Source organism: Neisseria sp. P0013.S005, assembly GCF_051958425.1.
Lineage (GTDB): Bacteria > Pseudomonadota > Gammaproteobacteria > Burkholderiales > Neisseriaceae > Neisseria > Neisseria subflava.
Genome location: NZ_JBQCVL010000057.1, coordinates 1 through 276 on the forward strand (window position 1 = coordinate 1; position 276 = coordinate 276).

Genomic DNA, 276 nt, shown 5'->3' on the forward strand with positions numbered 1-276 from the left:
GTATCGCCCGCACCGGTACGCTGATGCTGTTTTCCAGCCCCGAAGAGCCGCGTACGTTGAGCCTTGTTCCGCCCGTGCATTTCTGCCTGTTTGATACGGCGAAAATGTATAACGAATTTCACAACGCTGTCGAAGGTGAAAAACTGGTGGAAAACGGTATGCCGACCAATGTTTTCCTGATTTCCGGCCCGTCCAAAACCGCAGACATCCAACTGACGCTTGCTTATGGCGCACACGGTCCGCGTGATTTGGTCATTCTCGCCATCCTGCCTGACC

Annotated in this window: 1 protein-coding gene; it reads left to right on the plus strand. The window is 54.0% G+C overall.

Features of this window, described 5'->3' with window-relative positions; genetic code table 11:
- A partial coding sequence (locus tag ACTHTA_RS11480) for a LutC/YkgG family protein (RefSeq protein ID WP_440379634.1) occupies positions 1–276 on the plus strand: 276 nt, incomplete at both ends.